This window comes from Anaerotruncus colihominis (genome assembly GCF_010206195.1).
Lineage (GTDB): Bacteria > Bacillota > Clostridia > Oscillospirales > Ruminococcaceae > Anaerotruncus > Anaerotruncus colihominis_A.
The window spans coordinates 679844-696064 of record NZ_VIQT01000009.1 but is presented as its reverse complement, the minus strand read 5'-3'; the positions used below and the strand labels follow the sequence as shown (position 1 = coordinate 696064).

The window sequence follows — 16221 nt, the reverse complement described above, 5'->3', positions numbered from 1 at the left end:
ACAGCGTTACCCCTCCGAGGAAGCTTCCGCGCTTTGTGACGAGACAGCAGCGGAGGAATCGGGGATGGATGTACCTGCCTGTGAAGCAGGGGAATCGCCCGGATCAGACGCTGTTGGTTCAGACGCAGAATTCTGCGGCGATGCGGGTTCATCCGCACCGCGCACCTTGGCTCCATCAGTCAGATTGGCATTCCAGGAGGTGATGACCTGATCGTTTGATGCCAAACCAGAGAGGACCTCAACAGTTTCCTCATTGAAAAGCCCTGTTTCAATCGGCGTGCGTACAGCCGTACCATTCACATTAAGGTAAACATAGGCCTCCCCGTCCTCATAATAAATATTTTCCTGTGGTAACAGGAGGCTTTGCTGTGCCTTGCCCGTGATGGCAGTGACCTTGACGGATAAACCGGTCTGAAGCAACCTGTCTTCGGAATTGATCTGTGCCTTTACCTTAAACAAGCCGGTTTGCGGATCGACCATTGTCCCGACTTCTGCGATGCTGCCGGTATAACTTTTCTGACCATTTTCAATGGTCACGGAATCTCCAACAGCCATTTGTTCGACAGCGCCCGACGGAACATAGAAGGTCGCCATAATGGTAGACTTATTCGAGAGCATGTATGCGACAGAGCTTGGTGAAGCAAGCGACTGTTCCGAAATATTCTTTTGCTCGACGACGCCGTCGATCGGGGCATAAATCTTATATTTATTCAGCGTAGACGCGCTTTGCTCCACCGAAAGCTCCGCGGATTTCAGATCGGCTTCCATAGCGCGCTGCGTATCCTCCAGCGAACCGCCGAGCAAAAGGTTATAGTTGTTGAGCGCCTGTTCATAGTTTGTCTGCGCATTCTTGTATGCATTACGCAGGTCGCGCGCCTGGCTGTCCTCACTGTCTTCCAGGTCATTGACAGCAGAGCGGTACATGAGGTAATCTCTTTCTGCCTGAGTCCAGGCTTGGTACAGTGTCTCTTTTTCCTTTGGGTCGTCGCCCGTATAATTTTTATACGCTTCCTCCGCAGCCTTCATTTTCTGTTCGGCTTCATCGCGGCGCTTTTCGGCCATAATCAAGCTGTCGTCATAGCCGTCGTTGTAATCCTTCAGCTTCAGGCGGGTATTGTTCAGGTTCTGCTGCGCCGCGTCTACCTGTGCTTTTGCCGCCAGAACTCTTGAGTCATATCCACTGCCAAGCGTTGTATCGGCGGAGATCATACGCTGCTCATAGCCGGCCTGGGCCATTCTGTAGGCAAGAGCCGCGTCGCTGTCGTCTATTTCAAAGAGAAGCTCCCCCTTTTTGACGGTCTGTCCAACCTCGGCATATGTATGTAAGACCGTTCCGCCGACTTTCGGTATCACACTGACCTGTTCATCCGGCTCGATGGTGCCAATAAATTCTGTCGTAAGCGCCAGATCGCCGATTTGGGGCGTCTGCGTTTCAACCGCAATGTGTTCGTCCTGCACGGGCGCGGCTGTTTGTTCAGCTTTAGGCTGACAACCGGCGGCGGACGTTAAAAGGATAGCGGCTAACAGACAGGCCAATAAACGTCTGCCATAAAATTTGGACGTTTTTTCCAACGGTGTTACCTCCAATATGTAAGATTATCCAAAAATACAATGTGTTCATCATATCGTGTTTATATGAACTTTTTTTGAACTAAGCCCGAGGTTCCGCCAGGAAGACTGGAAAATTAATCATTTATTCACAAAGCTTCGATATAATACGCATAAAGGTATGATAGGGGGGGCGGGAAATGTTCAGTATATTGGTTGCAGAGGATGATTACAGCCTGCGTGAACTGATGAGTGATTTTCTGTTGGACAATGGGTACCAGGTCTGCCGTGCAAAGGACGGCGCTGAAGCTCTTATGCTGATAGAACGCTCGCATATTGATCTGATGATTTGCGACATTATGATGCCGGAACTTGACGGTTACGGGCTGACGAGGGAGCTTCGGGAGGCGGGATATGATCTGCCAGTGATCATGGTGACTGCCCGCGAGACGCTTGAGGACAAGCATATGGGCTTTTTAGCGGGAACAGATGATTATATGGTAAAGCCAATCGATTTTGAGGAATTGCTGTGGCGTGTCAGCGCGCTTCTGCGCCGTGCCCAGATTGCCAGCGGACACAAGCTGGAAATTGGTGGGATAAAGCTTGATTACGATGCTCTTTCCGTCACTACAGAGCAAGGTACGGATGTACTGCCTAAAAAAGAATTTCAACTTTTATTCAAACTGCTAAACAGACCAGGAAAAACCTTTACACGGCAGCAATTGATGGATGATATATGGGGGCTTGATTCCGACGCCGATGAGCGTACAGTCGATGTACATATCAAACGTCTGCGCGAAAAATTCGGCGGTTTTTCACAGTTTAAAATTGTGACGGTGCGCGGGCTGGGATACCGCGCGGAGAAGCTGATATGAAACAAACTTGTTCGCAAAGATTCAGATGGCTTCATTCGCTCCAGTTTAAGTATCTGGTTACTCTGTTCGTTATCGTATTCGTTGCATGTGCGATCACTTATATGATCATGTTTATGAGCATATGGGGGCAGGTACGCCATGCTGCGGAGGAACAGCTTCAGTCGATAACGGATTTTTTAACCAGCGTGATGGAACGGTCGAATATGCCTGTAAATGAAGTGATTGATCTGCTCAGGCCAAAGGTTGATTCAATCGGGTTGGCCAAAACAGAAGAAGCCCTTCCGGCTGGATTTCAACTGGACATGCCTTTGGAGCCGAATCAGACAAGACTGATCAGGCTTGAAAGTAATGGGCTTGCCGGTGTTTTTCGTACAGCCGACGGATATATCTGGTTGTCTGCAAAATCCGATTCCATGCATACCAGATGGACTCATCTGCTGGTTTTGCAAACACTGATTATCTGCGCTGGGATCGCGAGCGCGGGCGCGTTTTTTGCAATTCGTCATTCCACACGGCCATTGCGTGAATTGGATGCGGCGATCAGGCATGTCGCGCGCGGTGATTTTGGGGTACGCGTCGATTACCGCGGCCGTGACGAGATGGGCGTCGTCGTACAGAATTTTAACTGGATGGTGGGGGAGCTTCGGAATATTGAATATCTGCGAAAGGATTTTGTCAGCAGCGTTTCGCACGAGTTTAAAACACCGGTTTCTGCGATCCGTGGAAGCGTAAAGCTCTTGACAGCGACGCCGTTTGAGAAGCTGGATGAAACAAAATTCAGAAAATATGTGGGGCTGATTACTGATGAAACGGAACGGATGTCCAGCCTGTCGTCGAATTTGCTGCGCTTATCCCGTTTGGAAAATCAGAGCGCGGCGGAAAATATCATCAATTTTTCGCTTGATGAACAATTACGGCGTTGTATTTTACTTTTGGAAGGACAGTGGAGCACAAAATCAGTTGAATTAGACATCCGGCTTGACCGGATCGATTATCGCGGAGATGTTGAACTGCTTCAGCAGCTCTGGTTGAATTTGCTCTCCAATGCGATTAAATTTACAGACCCCGGCGGAAATGTAGGGATCGAATTGCGTGGCATACCAGCGGGTGACGTCTGTGTGGAGATCATTGATGACGGCGTCGGTATGTCGCCGGAGACTCAAAAGCGTATTTTTGAAAAATTTTATCAAGGTGACAATTCCCATGCGCGTGAAGGAAACGGACTCGGCCTTTCCATTGTACGACGTATTGTGGAGCTGCACACAGGGACGATTGTATATAAAAGCGAATTAGGTCAAGGTACGATCTGCACTGTGACCTTACCTGGAAATCTTTAACACTCCCCGTCAAAAAGATCGTGCAATTTCAGGAAAAATGTGCTATATTGAAATAAGATCATGTATTGACGAAATAGGAGGCTGTTTTTATGAAATTAGCGATCCTCGAACCGCTTGGCGTTGAGAAAGATAAGCTGCTCAAAATGTGTGAACGCGCTGGGGGCGGGAATTTGGAGATTGCGTATTATGATACGCGCATATTGGATAGCGCTGTACTTGTGGAGCGCAGTCGCGACGCAGACATCGTAGTTCTGTCAAACCTGCCCTTTAAACGTGAGGTGATCGAACAGTGCGATTCGCTGAAATTGATCCTGGTTGCCTTTACTGGCGTCGACCATGTTGCAATGGATGCCTGCCGTGAGCGGGGTATTACTGTCTGTAATTGCGCGGGTTATTCAACAGCGGCTGTGGCAGACCTTGTGTTTGGCCTTTTGATTGCGCTATATCGCAACATCCTGTCATGTGACCGTGTCGTGCGCACCTGCGGTACAAAGGATGGACTGGTCGGGTATGAGCTTGAAGGTAAAAAATTCGGCATTGTGGGTACCGGGGCGATCGGTATGCGCGTGGCAAAAATTGCACAGGCGTTTGGATGTGAGGTGCTGGCATACAGCCGCACCAAGAAGTCTGAATCAGGATTGACCTATGTTTCAATGGAGGAGCTGTTGGCAAACAGCGATATTGTTTCCCTGCATGTCCCGCTTACGGATGCAACCCGCGGATTGATCGGATATGACCAGTTAAAGCGGATGAAGTCGAATGCTGTGCTGATCAATACGGCACGCGGCCCTGTTGTTGACAGCCAGGCGCTTGCGCAGGCGCTCAAGGAAGGTGTAATCGCGGGTGCAGGCGTCGATGTCTTTGAGATTGAACCGCCAGTTGATCCGGAGCATCCGTTGTTCTATGCGCCAAATTTGATCGCAACGCCGCATGTCGCGTTTGCGACAAAGGAGGCATTGTATAAACGTGCGGTGATTGCATGTGACAATCTTGAAAAGTGGATCGCAGGAAAGCCGCAAAATGTGATCAAATAAATGCAAAGCATTTATTTGATCACCATATGGCCAGGGCGATATACGGGCGCGATCCACGGTCGCTTTGACGGTCAATTTAATTATGACACAATCAACATGTCAAAACTGTTGCTGGTTTTACTATCGCTTTGCGACATACAAGCCCTTTTGGGCTTGTCACTGCGATGATACAATAAAAGAAAGCCTTCAAAGCATCAGCGCCGAAGGCTTTCTTTTTATTTTTCGCAATTTATTTTGTAGTGGGGAAGAAGGGGCGTAAAGCGCCGGCTACTGTACTGATGGGCATGGTCTGTAGAATGACCTTGCCTGGGCCGGTGACAACCGTGTTAAAAAACCCTTCTCCGCCAAAGAGTTTGTTTTTAAGACCAGGGACAGTCTGGATATCGATGGAACACGAACCGCTCATCGCAGCGAGATAACCAGTATCTACCACCAGCTTTTCACCAGGATCGAGGTTGTATTCAACAGCATAACCATCAATTTCTACAAAAGCCGTCCCTTTGCCAGACAGGCGTTGCATAATAAAGCCCTCGCCGCCGAAGAAGCCGGAACTAAGCTTTTTCTGAAAAAAGATCGAAAGTTCGACACCCGCCTCGGAGGCAAGAAATCCCGATTTTTGAACAATCAGTTCGTTATTCGGCGAAATTTCAACCGCGCGGATGGAGCCAGGGAAGCTGGAGGCAAACGCGATGATTCCAGGAACGTCTATTGCAGTGTAAATATTTTGGAACAGAGCCTCACCTGAAAACATACGGCCAAGCGCCTTGCCCAGGCCGCCGTTTGAGGTCGTTTCCATCTGCATGTTTGATGTCATCCAGCTCATGGAGCCGCGCTCTGTGATCATTTTTTCACCTGGCTGTAACTCACAGACAACAACCGGAAGCGGCTCGCCCTGAATTTCGTATCGCATGAATATTCCGCCTTTCATATGTATTTAATCATATTGGTTCTGGTAAGGGATTATTTTCAGATTCAGCATACCACAGAGGCAGCCCTTCGGGCTTGTCTGCTGCAAACAGCTTTTGCCGTTTGCCTTGCGCATATTATCCCATGTCCGCGAAGCGGCATGGGATAATCGGCCATTGGGGCGGCAGCGGGCTGCGCCCGCGAATCGCCCTGGCCATAAAACGTATAATAACCGCCCTGCGGTTATTATCCCATGTCCGCGAAGCGGCATGGGATAATCGGCCATTGGGGCGGCAGCGGGCCGCGCCCGCGAATCGCCCTGGCCATAAAACGTATAATAACCGCCCTGCGGTTATTATCCCATGTCCGCGAAGCGGCATGGGATAATCGGCCATTGGGGCGGCAGCGGGCCGCGCCCGCGAATCGCCCTGGCCATAAAACGTATAATAACCGCCCTGCGGTTATTATACCATGGTTTGTGTTGAAAGAAAAGATAATTTGTGTTCTGAAATGGAAAAACCGCCCGCACGAATGCAGGCGGTCTTCCCATGTGTGAGGAAGATGTTTCTCTATATGGACAATGTGGGAAAAGCAAATTTTATGCGTCTTCGAAACCGGTGAAAGCGACAATACGGCTGATGCAGCTTTCGCCCTCTGTGAACTTCCAGGGGAAACAGCCGATAACGCAGCGCTGGTTGCTCAACTTATCGATTTCGCCGCCCAGGCACTCCGCATGGATCGCTTCATACGGCTGGCAGAAAAGCTGGATGTGCATGGCTTGATAGTTCTTCGGCCACTCGTAAATATCATTGAGATGTTTTCCATAACGCTCCATGAAAATCTTATCGCAAGCTTCAGCCTCCATCGGCTCCCAATCGCGGATCTTCGTGTTCATCGGATGGTCAGCGGAACCACAGTCGACGCCGATCCACTTGATTTCCATGTCGCGGATCCACTGGACAAAGTCCATCGACGGGCCAGGATGACGCAGCATATAACGGCGCTCATCAGCAGTCGGCTGATCAAAGCCGTACTTATGATAGCCAGTGTTGATAATCAGGATATCGCCCTTGCGGATTTCAGCGCGGTCCATCAGATCCTTCGGTGTGTAGATACCGAAATCCTGTGCCATATCGGAGAGATCAACCACGACGCCCGGCGCGCACAGCTTGGTCAGCTCGAGGGACGCGATATCGCGGCCGGCGGTGTCAAAATGCAGAGGACCGTCCAGATGCGTGCCAACATGGTTGGAGTGCGTAACCAACTGACCATTGGCGCCGTTTGGTGCAAGGCGCTTGAAGAACTTCACCTGCATTGGCTCGTAGGTCGGCCACGGCGGGGTCAGAATACCGATCGGGATGCTCAGGTCGTACATTTTGATATCGCTCCACTTGCTCATTAGAATGCCTCCTTTAAATTATGTATATAAAATACGGTCCAACAGATTGCTGCGCCGCCATAAAGCGGCAAGGGGAAAATCAGGATTCCTGCGCCCAGGCGGTGCAAGCTTCCAGCGCGTCCTCAAAGCACTTCATTGGCGGGCTGACAAGGCCGGCGCCAACCTGACCGACGCCCATTTCCTTGGCGGCGATACCAGTGTTGATGATCGGGCGGATGCCAGTTTCAATAACCTTGCGGATGTCGATGCCGGTGGCGCTGCCGCGGAAGTTGAGCGCCGGAATTTGATAGGTGTTGCCTTCTCCCTCGGTGATCTCGTACATCTGGGTGGAGTACTTGATGGAATCAGCCACAGTGCCGCCGACGAACTGAACGATCGCAGGAGCTGCCGCCATGCAGAAGCCGCCGATACCAGTTGTTTCAGTGATGCAGCTATCGCCGACATCCGGATTGGCGTCCGCTGAGGTAAAGCCAGGGAAGTAGAGTCCGTCAATGATTTCAGCCGGAGCGGTGAACCAGCGGTTGCCGAGTCCGGAAACACGGATACCGAATTCTGTGCCGTTGCGGGCCATCGTGTAGACGATGGTGCTGTACGGGATATTGCCAACCGGGTCCATCGTAGACTTACAGGCGGGCATTGTCAGATTCAGGAATGTGTGGTCGTTGCTGTTGAGGAATTTAAGCGCCTCAATCTTTTCTTCCTGCGAGAAGCGCGTTGCGACAATCGCCGGGGCGATCTCACGGATGAGCAGGGACGTACCGGCCTTGTTGCGGTTGTGGCCTTCATCACCCATCTGAAGCACCTGTGCGATCATCGTTTTGAGGTTGATCTCGCCATGAATCTCCAACGCCTCCTTGACAATCGGATACAAGGTGTTCTGGAGCCATTTCAGACGTGTGATAACCTCGTCGCCGAACGCGCCAAAGCGAAGAACTTTGCCAAGGCCCTCGTTGAAAGTGCAGTAGGCATAGTTGCCGTATGTCTTATTGACAACCTTCCAAACCGGCATGGAATATGTAACAATACCGGCCATCGGGCCGACCGCGTTGTGGTGATGGCAGGAATCGAAAGTGATCTCACCGGATGCCGCCAGCTTTTCGGCTTCCTCCTTGTTGGAGGCAAGACCCTCGTAAATCAGGCCGCCGATGATCGCGCCACGCACTGGACCGCACATTTTGTCCCATGTGACCGGCGGGCCGGCATGGAGAATGGTTTTCTTGGTCATACCGGGGATGTCCTCGCCGGCGGTTCCCATGCCGACAAGCGTCGGCTGTGCGCCGAGGATGCGTTTAAGAGCTTCAGCGTTTGCCTGATTGATCTTTTCGCCAAGCGTCATTGTAAATTCCTCCCGTTCATGTTTGAATGTATGTTATGAAATGTTTCTGATTCCCAAATTACTTGAGCATACCAAGAAGCGAAGCCATTTTCTTATTACCGCCCGCGACAGGCTTCCAGTCGACGTGAATGGCTTCCTGCTTCTGGCTCTTGAGGTCCTCATAGAACGACTCGATACCAAAGTTGACAATGTGCAGCTTTTTCTGGAACAACTCATTAACTTTGCTCATTGTATCCACCTCCTACTTGATGTTGGCAAGAATCTTTTCAGAGAAGCGTGCGGCCTGTGCGTTGGACGGCATGACGATCGCGCCTGCTTCACGCAACTGCTGCTGTGTCTTGGACAGGCATTGCGGATCGCCCTCGGTGCCACATACGGCTACAACGGCGCTGATGTAGCGGCCATCCTTCTCGGCGTTGGCTTTTGCCTTTTTGATCGCGTCGCAGAGATCCTCGGCCGGATTGGGATGGGAGCCATAGCCGATCACGCAGTCAGCGAGAATGACGGCCGTTGAGGGATCGAGGCTCTCGGCCACAACACGTTCGGCGCGCAGGGACGGATCGATCATCGGATGCGGGCGTCCGCGCGTGAAGTCGTCGTCGCCATAATCAAGGCAGGTGTTCTCAACGCTCTTGTTGACATCGGCAAGCTTAAACTCCGGCGACAACGGGATATTTGAATAGATGCCGCCGAGATCCTTTGTAAGCAGCTTCATCGATTCATCGCACAGCGTTCCGCCTGTATATAGTCCACGGATGTATTTCTGAGTGGAGGCAAACTTCGCAGCTTCATCAGCCGCCAGCTTGTCGATCTCAGCTTCGGGAGCAGTGAACCCAATGAAATCGACCGGCTTTTCACCTTTTGAAAGCGCCACAGCCTTGCGGGCCGCGTCCTCAAGCGAGCAGGCAGCTGTCAGGCCGTACTTTTCAACCTGTGCGGGGTCGCCGCCAATGAAGCAGACAACAACTGGCTTGCCCGCGCCGGCAGCCTGCTTGAGGATTTTATCCGCGATTTCCTCTGCCGGCGGCTTGGAAATCAGCGTAATCACCTTTGTCATGGGATCGTTGATCAATGCGTCAAGTCCGAGCGTCATCATAATGCCGCCGATTTCGAGCTTGAGATCGCGCCCGCCGGTACCAAGCACCTGGGAGCAACCGCCGCCGAACTGGTCGATCAGAGAGGAAACCTCCTGCGTACCGGTTCCGGAAGCGCCGACAATACCGATGTCCCCCGATTTGACCACATTGGCAAACGCCAGCGGGACGTTGTTGATGATCGCGGTGCCGCAGTCGGGTCCCATCATCAAAAGTCCTTTGGAAGCGGCGCACTCTTTAAGGCGCTTTTCCTCATCGATTGTGACATTGTCGCTGAACAGCATCACGTTGATGTCCTTATCAAGGCAGCTCTGCGCAACCTCGGCCGCATATTTGCCGGGAACAGAGATGACCGCCATATTGAGCTGATCATCCATCTTGAGCGCGGAGGACAGCGTCGGAGGATAATAGTTCATGGCGCTGTTTTCTTTTTTCTTGTTGAGCATTTCTTCAACCTTGGCGAGCGCGGCAGCCATGACCTCGTCGCTGTCACACTTAACTGCAACAAAGAAGTCGTTCGGCGTGACCGCCTCAAATTCGGGCGAATTGATGCCCAGGTTGTGCGCCAGCTCACGGTTCAGATCGGTACCCATGCCGACGAGTGCTTCTTCAACACCATCGAGCTTTTTGAGGTCCTTGGAGATGATCATGAGCGTAACCGAGTCGTAATAGGTATTCGGCTTAATATCCAGCTTGACCAATGACGATTCCTCCAATTGTGTTATATTTTTGTGCCGAAATAGATACCGGTTAAAATATCCGTTCCGGAGGTTTCACCAAAACAGGCGACTTCACAGGCCGCATTCAATAGAGCCTGGGGATCGCTTTCCGAAAAGAGGGCGGTCATGACGGCAAGCACATCCTCTGAAAAAAATCCCTGTGCGCTCTGCGCTAAAAAACCGCCGCTGATAGCGTTTGTCTTGGGGCGGGCCGCATCCGCCATCCGTCTTGTCAACGTCAAGACCGGCTGTATGCGGTTGTCCGCAGCCGCCCTTGTGAGCAGTGCGGCTATAAACCCGGTCAGAAAATCGTCGGACGACGGCGTCAGACCCGGGCCGCAGCCGGCCGTTCGGGCGACTGCGGCGGCGGCCTCATCCAAATCACCGGACCGGACCGCCGTGAACAGAGTTTCAAACCTAGGCCAAAGGAAGCTTGTATAGCAGTTGGACGGGAAACGGTCTTGGTCGGGGCGGCGCCCCACAGAAAAAAGGAGCGGGGCCAAACCTTCAGCCGTACCGCGTTGTGCGGTTGCTTCGATGATGTAAGCGAGCCGTTTATCCAATCCGTCCGGCACAATCAAGCCGGGTACGTGGAAAATCGAGAGATCTTTTGTGGGAACATCCTGCAAATCGATTATCAAACTGATTTGAGGAAAAAAGCAGTGATTATCGGCAAACTCTACCTGGATACCAGGCAGAAGTCCGCAGGCGCTAAACGGTCCGCGTATGGACAGCCGAATGGAATCAGGGTAAAGCGCCCGATCCGCGGTGATCAGGGACACCAGTCCAACCGATGTTTCAAGATTCACAGCGTGATCGAATACAGAGAGCACGCGGCCTGAAAGAAACCCTTTGTCAAGCATTTGCCGCAGATGCAAGCACAGCTCCGCCGCACGTAAAGTATCATCTTGTTTTATGTATCTCATGAATTTTTAAGGCGATTTGCAGATTTAAAAGCTGATCGGAGTTATCAAAGCTGACGCCCGCCAGTTCCTTGATGCGCTGAATACGGTAGGCGACGGTATTGTAATGGACACCAAGCTCCTCCGCGAGACGCTTGAGATTGCCGTTGCATTTGAAGTAGAGCGACAATGTGTGGACCAACTCGGAGTCATGTTCGCGGTCATAGTCCACAAGCACCTTGAGCGTTTCCTCGTAAAAGGACAGAAGCTCCGGATGGAGGTTTTCATAAGATAAAAAGCGATAAACGCCCAAATCCTCATAACAGAGCGCGTGTTTGCGGTTGATGGGACCACATGAAGCGGCGCGCTTTGCTTCGGCGAGACTTTTCCAAAGGTCGGCCGCTTCGCGGTAGGCGCGGCCTATGCCGATGCAGATGAACTCCAAAAGGCTGTCGCCGTGCAGAGCGCCGCACAACGTCTCCATAAACTGTGTAACTTCCTGCTTACAGAGGTTGGTGGAACGCAGCTTGTTTTCAAAAACAAGCACAATGTTATCGCACTTATTGACGAACAGAAGCTTGCAGGCTGCATTTCTGGAAAGGCGTCGCAACACGCGCACAATGCTGTTGTTCATCTTGTAGAGCGCGCCGCTGGAAAGAGAAAGGGAATTGTTTGTGTTGCAGACCTGGACAACCGCGACCTGATGGACCGCTTCAATATCAAAATCGAAATATTCGGCGTTTGCAAGCGCCCGGCGCTGGGACAGATCGTCGTTGACGAGCAGATCGTCTAAAAAGCTGACCTTGTGGTTGTTTTCCATCTCAAAAATGGAGATTTTCTTAATCATGTCGAGCGCGATCAGGGAAGTGGAGGCTTCAATGACGGCGAGATCGACGCTGGTGATTTCCCGGTTATCCTCCCACATGAAGATATATCCATACAGCTTTTTATCGCTGTAAATCGGAACCGTAATCTTCGTACAGTCCTTTCCGTCGACCATACAAGGTTCGCGGCGGCTCAAAGTGTTTGAAAAATCTGCTGCGAGATCATTCATGCCGCTACCGCGCACACAATTTTCCATTTGGCGGTAAATTGCGTCCCGGCGGCTGAAAGCGGCGGATATGACATAGGAAGAGAAAAATTCGTTGTAGATTGCGACGCTGTTGCCATAACGGTTGTGCAGCGTTTGTGTGATGGCCTGCAAATTGCCGCCGCTTAACATGGTGGCAGTCAACGATTTTTGCAGGTCGTAAATGTCCATGAGCACCTGCGCCTGGTTGTTCAGGATTGTGGTGAGCACAGGCGTGATGATTTTTGAAAATGATAATTCGGCTGGTATCTCAAAGACGGGGAATGAGAGCGCGTTGGCCGCTTCGATAACCTCGCGCGGCATTTCGGGAATAAACTCCTTCGGTTTAATACCAAGCCCCACAACGCCGTGGGCGTTGAGCACAGGAACGAGGCTGGCCAACCGCTTGACGTCGTCCCGGATCGAATAAGCAGTGGTAACAAGAAGATCGCCCGGCGAAACCCATTTGATGATATCCGGTGTTTCCACCATGACGTTCATTGATGTAACGATCCGGTCCAGGCCGCCGCGTCCGGCAAACAGCTTGGCGCCCTTGAGCACTTCCATGTCGAGCACCGATCTGACAGAAATGCCGTATATTTTTTCCATTTAGAAACCTCCCTGACGGATGGCGCCATGCGCCGCAATTCTGATTCGCCTGGAAGTTGTCTGGCTCTGTCATTGATTCCATCATACTACAAATAATTAGGAAATCAATAGACATTGTGCATAATACATAATATAAAATTTTTCACTTTGTTTTGATTTACTTTGTCATGAATGATTTGCATAAAAATTTTAAATAAATCGTGTGTAAAATAGACTAAAAATACAATTAACGCCGTAAATTAAACAATCGGTGCCGTGAGGTTAATAAAATTATATATGTATATTACACATACGATTACCTTTGCCGCCCGCCGTTGTTTTGCGGCGGGCGGCGAAGCATCCGCTAGAGCGGGATGTTTCCATGGCGCTTTTTTGGAATGGATTGTTCCTTCGTACGCAGCATTTCAAGCGCGGCGACGATCTTCTGCCTCGATTCAGCGGGATGGATCACGTCGTCGACAAATGCATGCTCGGCCGCTTTATAGGGCGTCGCGAATTCAGCCTTATATTGCGCGATCGATTGCGCGCGCTGCTCAGGCGTTTCCTTGCGGAAGATGATATTGGCGGCTCCCTCGGGCCCCATGACGGCAATTTCAGCGTCGGGCCAGGCGAAAGAAACGTCCGCTCCAAGCTCGCGGCAGCACATCGCCAAATAAGCGCCGCCGTATGCCTTGCGCAGGATCAGCGTGATCTTCGGCACAGTGGCTTCGCTGTATGCGTAAAGCATTTTCGCGCCGTGACGGATGATGCCGCCGTATTCCTGATGGGTTCCAGGCAAAAATCCGGGTACGTCGACGAGCGTGACAATCGGCAGACCAAACGCATCACAGAAACGGATGAAGCGCGCGGCCTTATCGGACGCATTGATATCCAGGCAGCCGGCTCCGACACGCGGCTGATTGGCGATGATGCCGACTGCGCGTTTGTTGATGCGTGCGAAACAGGTGATCATATTCGTCGCAAAAAGCGGCTGGCTGTCAAGATAGTCGCCGCCGTCGACAATGCCGCGGATCACATCGTACATATTGTAAGCGCGGTTCGCGTTGTCGGGCAGGATGGAAGCAAGTTCAGGCACAAGACGGTACGGATTGTCGCCGAGATCGACCTCGGGCGGCTGTTCCTTCCAGTTGGAAGGCAAAAACGAAAGCAGCCGTTTAATCTGCTGAATACATTCTTGATCGCTTTTGGCCATAAAGTGCGCGACGCCGCTCGTTTTGTTGTGCGTGGTCGCGCCGCCGAGCGCCTCCCCAGTGACAACTTCGCCCGTAACGGTTTTGATGACGTCCGGACCTGTGATGAACATTTTGCTCGTCTGATCGACCATGAATACAAAGTCGGTCAGGGCGGGGGAGTAGACCGCGCCGCCGGCGCACGGCCCCATGATGGCTGTAATCTGTGGGATGACGCCGGAAGCCGCCGTGTTGCGGAAGAAGATTTTACCATAACCGGACAGTCCGTCAATTCCTTCCTGGATGCGCGCGCCGCCGGAATCGTTCATGCCGACGACAGGCGCGCCGACCTTTGCGGCTGCCTCAAGCACATGGCAGATCTTGTTCGCCTGCATCTCGCCGAGCGAACCGCCCATGATCGTGAAGTCCTGCGCATACGAGAATACGATGCGCCCATCAACCTTGCCATAGCCGCAGACAACGCCGTCGGTCGGGGAATGCTTTGAAGGCATATCGAAATAGGTGCAGCGATGGGTAACAAAGGTGTCCATTTCTACGAAGGTGCCGGGGTCGAACAGCAGGCCCAGGCGCTCGCGCGCCGTCAGCTTGCCGCTGGAATGCTGCTTTTCAATCGCCTTGGCGTTGCCCTGGTAAATAGCTGTTTTTCGGGTGATAAGATCCTCTATTTTGTTCATATGTAATCCCTCCAAACGGTTTATCAATCGAGCGCGGGTATGGAAACCGGCGGACGGCGCAGATGGCTGTGCTGCTCAAAGCCATACGCGATTTCGATGAGCGTCGGCTCCGTAAACGGGCGGCCAAGCATCTCCATGCCGATCGGGACGCCGATCGGCGCGTCGTTGGACGGCTCGGAAAAGCCGGCGGGAACGACGATTGCCGGATAACCGGACACCGAACCAATGACGCCGTTGCGTTCCTCCTGGCTTTTGCCGACCTTGCATACAAGCTGCTTTTGGTGCGGATAAACAATCGCGTCGACCTGGTATTTGTCCATAATTGCAAGGATTTGCTTTTGTAGCTCGGCGCGTTGGCGCAGGCGTTCATTATATGCAGGCGTGCCCACATCGTAGCCCATTGCTTCGTCCAAATTGCTTTGCAGTCCCGGATGGTATTTCCCACTGGCGAGCACATCGGCGAGCGAATGGACGGGCGCGGCGTCGCCGAAGGCCGCGAGGTATTGGCCGAGATGCGTTTTCAGATCATGGATATGGACGCTTACGTTTTTGACAAGATAACCGGAATCGATTGTCTCCTCGATATCAACGACCTCAGCCCCGTTTTCACGCATGATGTCGAGGCAGTGTTCCATCGCAGCGTTCACATCGCGGTGGATGTCCTTGGTACCGAAGAAACTGCGCAGCACGCCGATGCGCCTGCCGCGCAGGCCGTCGTCGTTGAGCGAGTCGAGATAGCTTGACGGGATGTGCCCGATGCAGCTTTCTGTGACCGGGTCCTTTGAGTCGCAGCCGGCGATCACGTCGAGCACGCGCGCGGCGTCGGCGACGGTGCGTGCAAGCGGACCGGCCGTATCCTGCGTAAGCGAATAGGGGACGATGCCGTCGCGGCTGACAAGCCCGATCGTCGGACGAATGCCGACGAGGGAATTGGCCGACGAAGGGGAACGGATCGAGTTGATCGTGTCCGTTCCGATTCCGGCGACGCCGAAGTTGGCGGCCAGGCCGGCCCCCGTCCCGCCCGACGAACCGCCGGGGGTACGGGTGTGGTCATAGGGGTTGTATGTCTGACCCAGAATGGAGCTGATCGTCTCACCCCAGACCGCGAATTCATGTAGATTCGTCTTTGCGAGAATAACTGCGCCGGCTTCGCGCATTTTTTTGACGATCCAGGCGTCCTTGTGCGTCTCGAAGTTTTCGAGCGAGAGGGAACCGGCGGTCGTCGGCATATCGTAGGTTTCGACGTTGTCCTTCAAAAGGATGGGGATCCCGTGCAGGGGGCCGGTCAGGCCGTCCTGCTTCATGCGCGCGTCGAGCCGGTCGGCCTCCTCGAGCGCATGTGGGTTTACGAGGATGATCGCATTGAGGTTCGGTCCCTTTTTGTCATATGCTTCAATGCGTGCGAGATATCCTTCGATCAGCCGGCGGCAGGAGAGCCTGCCGTCGAGCATCGCCTCATGGATGGCGGCGATGGTTGTTTCCTCCAGCACGAACGGGCGGTCGTGCGATGCGCATCTTTCCTCCATATG

13 protein-coding genes are annotated in these 16221 nt (G+C 52.5%); 3 read left to right on the top strand and 10 right to left on the bottom strand.

All coding sequences use genetic code 11. From position 1 onward, the window contains the following. Positions 1 to 6: 6 nt before the first annotated feature. On the bottom strand, positions 7 to 1572 hold the full coding sequence (locus tag FMM72_RS07550) for an efflux RND transporter periplasmic adaptor subunit (RefSeq protein WP_243157739.1): 1566 nt from the start codon (positions 1570 to 1572) through the stop codon (positions 7 to 9). Between the two features lie 176 nt (positions 1573 to 1748). Here FMM72_RS07550 and FMM72_RS07545 point away from each other — a divergent pair, with 176 nt between their 5' ends. The 3 genes from FMM72_RS07545 (at position 1749) to FMM72_RS07535 (ending at position 4794) form a co-directional block, all read left to right on the top strand. Then, entirely contained in the window at positions 1749 to 2423 is a 675-nt protein-coding gene (locus FMM72_RS07545) for a response regulator transcription factor (protein WP_162221037.1), read from the top strand. Next, complete coding sequence (locus FMM72_RS07540) at positions 2420 to 3760, top strand: sensor histidine kinase (RefSeq protein WP_162221036.1); 1341 nt, start codon at positions 2420 to 2422, stop codon at positions 3758 to 3760. The genes FMM72_RS07545 and FMM72_RS07540 overlap by 4 nt, the downstream gene beginning before the upstream one ends. 89 nt (positions 3761 to 3849) lie before the next feature. After that, on the top strand, positions 3850 to 4794 hold the full coding sequence (locus FMM72_RS07535) for a 2-hydroxyacid dehydrogenase (RefSeq protein WP_160208234.1): 945 nt from the start codon (positions 3850 to 3852) through the stop codon (positions 4792 to 4794). A 229-nt stretch (positions 4795 to 5023) separates the two neighbouring features. Here FMM72_RS07535 and FMM72_RS07530 read toward each other — a convergent pair whose 3' ends face one another. From FMM72_RS07530 to FMM72_RS07490, 9 genes are all read right to left on the bottom strand, one after another. Further along, on the bottom strand, positions 5024 to 5704 hold the full coding sequence (locus FMM72_RS07530) for a TIGR00266 family protein (protein ID WP_160208235.1): 681 nt from the start codon (positions 5702 to 5704) through the stop codon (positions 5024 to 5026). A 594-nt stretch (positions 5705 to 6298) separates the two neighbouring features. After that, the gene (locus FMM72_RS07525; protein WP_160210118.1) at positions 6299 to 7099 is read right to left on the bottom strand and encodes a cyclase family protein; all 801 of its coding nucleotides are present in this window, start codon (positions 7097 to 7099) and stop codon (positions 6299 to 6301) included. 79 nt (positions 7100 to 7178) lie between these two features. After that, the gene (locus FMM72_RS07520) at positions 7179 to 8435 is read right to left on the bottom strand and encodes a DUF1116 domain-containing protein (protein WP_160210117.1); all 1257 of its coding nucleotides are present in this window, start codon (positions 8433 to 8435) and stop codon (positions 7179 to 7181) included. Positions 8436 to 8493: 58 nt separating this feature from the next. After that, on the bottom strand, positions 8494 to 8664 hold the full coding sequence (locus FMM72_RS07515; protein WP_160210116.1) for a fdrA domain protein: 171 nt from the start codon (positions 8662 to 8664) through the stop codon (positions 8494 to 8496). Positions 8665 to 8676: 12 nt separating this feature from the next. Then, the gene (fdrA, locus tag FMM72_RS07510) at positions 8677 to 10230 is read right to left on the bottom strand and encodes an acyl-CoA synthetase FdrA (protein ID WP_243151667.1); all 1554 of its coding nucleotides are present in this window, start codon (positions 10228 to 10230) and stop codon (positions 8677 to 8679) included. 20 nt (positions 10231 to 10250) lie between these two features. Further along, entirely contained in the window at positions 10251 to 11126 is an 876-nt protein-coding gene (locus FMM72_RS07505; protein WP_162221035.1) for a DUF2877 domain-containing protein, read from the bottom strand. Between the two features lie 25 nt (positions 11127 to 11151). Further along, complete coding sequence (locus FMM72_RS07500; RefSeq protein ID WP_160210113.1) at positions 11152 to 12828, bottom strand: PucR family transcriptional regulator; 1677 nt, start codon at positions 12826 to 12828, stop codon at positions 11152 to 11154. 343 nt (positions 12829 to 13171) lie between these two features. Then, a complete protein-coding gene (locus FMM72_RS07495; protein ID WP_160210112.1) occupies positions 13172 to 14692 on the bottom strand; it encodes an acyl-CoA carboxylase subunit beta in 1521 nt (506 codons plus the stop codon). 23 nt (positions 14693 to 14715) lie between these two features. Beyond that, a complete protein-coding gene (locus tag FMM72_RS07490; RefSeq protein WP_160210111.1) occupies positions 14716 to 16218 on the bottom strand; it encodes an amidase family protein in 1503 nt (500 codons plus the stop codon). Between the last annotated feature and the right edge of the window lie 3 nt (positions 16219 to 16221).

Excerpts from the sequence above, each read along its gene's own strand:
- FMM72_RS07545 (WP_162221037.1), top strand. The coding sequence starts at position 1,749 with ATGTTCAGTATATTGGTTGCAGAGGATGATTACAGCCTGCGTGAACTG.
- FMM72_RS07520 (WP_160210117.1), bottom strand. The coding sequence starts at position 8,435 with ATGACGCTTGGCGAAAAGATCAATCAGGCAAACGCTGAAGCTCTTAAA.
- FMM72_RS07500 (WP_160210113.1), bottom strand. The coding sequence starts at position 12,828 with ATGGAAAAAATATACGGCATTTCTGTCAGATCGGTGCTCGACATGGAA.
- FMM72_RS07490 (WP_160210111.1), bottom strand. The coding sequence starts at position 16,218 with ATGGAGGAAAGATGCGCATCGCACGACCGCCCGTTCGTGCTGGAGGAA.
- FMM72_RS07540 (WP_162221036.1), top strand. The coding sequence starts at position 2,420 with ATGAAACAAACTTGTTCGCAAAGATTCAGATGGCTTCATTCGCTCCAG.
- FMM72_RS07535 (WP_160208234.1), top strand. The coding sequence starts at position 3,850 with ATGAAATTAGCGATCCTCGAACCGCTTGGCGTTGAGAAAGATAAGCTG.
- FMM72_RS07495 (WP_160210112.1), bottom strand. The coding sequence starts at position 14,692 with ATGAACAAAATAGAGGATCTTATCACCCGAAAAACAGCTATTTACCAG.
- FMM72_RS07515 (WP_160210116.1), bottom strand. The coding sequence starts at position 8,664 with ATGAGCAAAGTTAATGAGTTGTTCCAGAAAAAGCTGCACATTGTCAAC.
- FMM72_RS07530 (WP_160208235.1), bottom strand. The coding sequence starts at position 5,704 with ATGCGATACGAAATTCAGGGCGAGCCGCTTCCGGTTGTTGTCTGTGAG.
- FMM72_RS07525 (WP_160210118.1), bottom strand. The coding sequence starts at position 7,099 with ATGAGCAAGTGGAGCGATATCAAAATGTACGACCTGAGCATCCCGATC.